1 protein-coding gene is annotated in these 464 nt (G+C 47.6%); it reads left to right on the top strand.

Annotated features, from left to right (window positions below):
* On the top strand, nt 1-464 hold a 464-nt coding region (locus tag DMC01_RS12800; protein ID WP_142694547.1), incomplete at both ends, for an aldo/keto reductase.

Raw genomic sequence — 464 nt, 5'->3', positions numbered from 1 at the left:
AAAAGCTACGAGGCTGCAAGGGCGAGTATAGAGCAGTCCTTGGCAAAACTTGGGCTTGATTATATTGATTTAATGTTAATCCACGCACCTCAGCCTTGGAACGACTTTCGCGGGGGCGATTATTTCGAGGGTAACGCTGCGGCGTGGAGGGCTTTAGAGGAAGCCTACAAAGAAGGCAAGGTCCGTGCCATTGGGGTAAGCAACTTCTTGCAAAAGGACTTGGCAAACATTTTTGCAAACTGCTCCGTTAAACCGGTGGTAAATCAAGTGCTGTGCCACATAGGAAACACGCCCTTTGAGCTAATTAAGCATTGCAAAAATGAGGGTTTGCTTATTCAAGCTTACTCGCCCATCGCACACGGCGAGCTTTTAAAAGACGAAAGACTTATGAAAATCGCCGCAAACTACGGCGTTTCAGTGCCTCAGCTTTGCATTCGCTACTGCTTAGAACTTGGAGTTTGCCC

The sequence above is a fragment of the Campylobacter troglodytis genome, assembly GCF_006864425.1.
Taxonomy (GTDB): domain Bacteria; phylum Campylobacterota; class Campylobacteria; order Campylobacterales; family Campylobacteraceae; genus Campylobacter_D; species Campylobacter_D troglodytis.
This window is presented reverse-complemented; position numbering and strand designations above follow the sequence as displayed.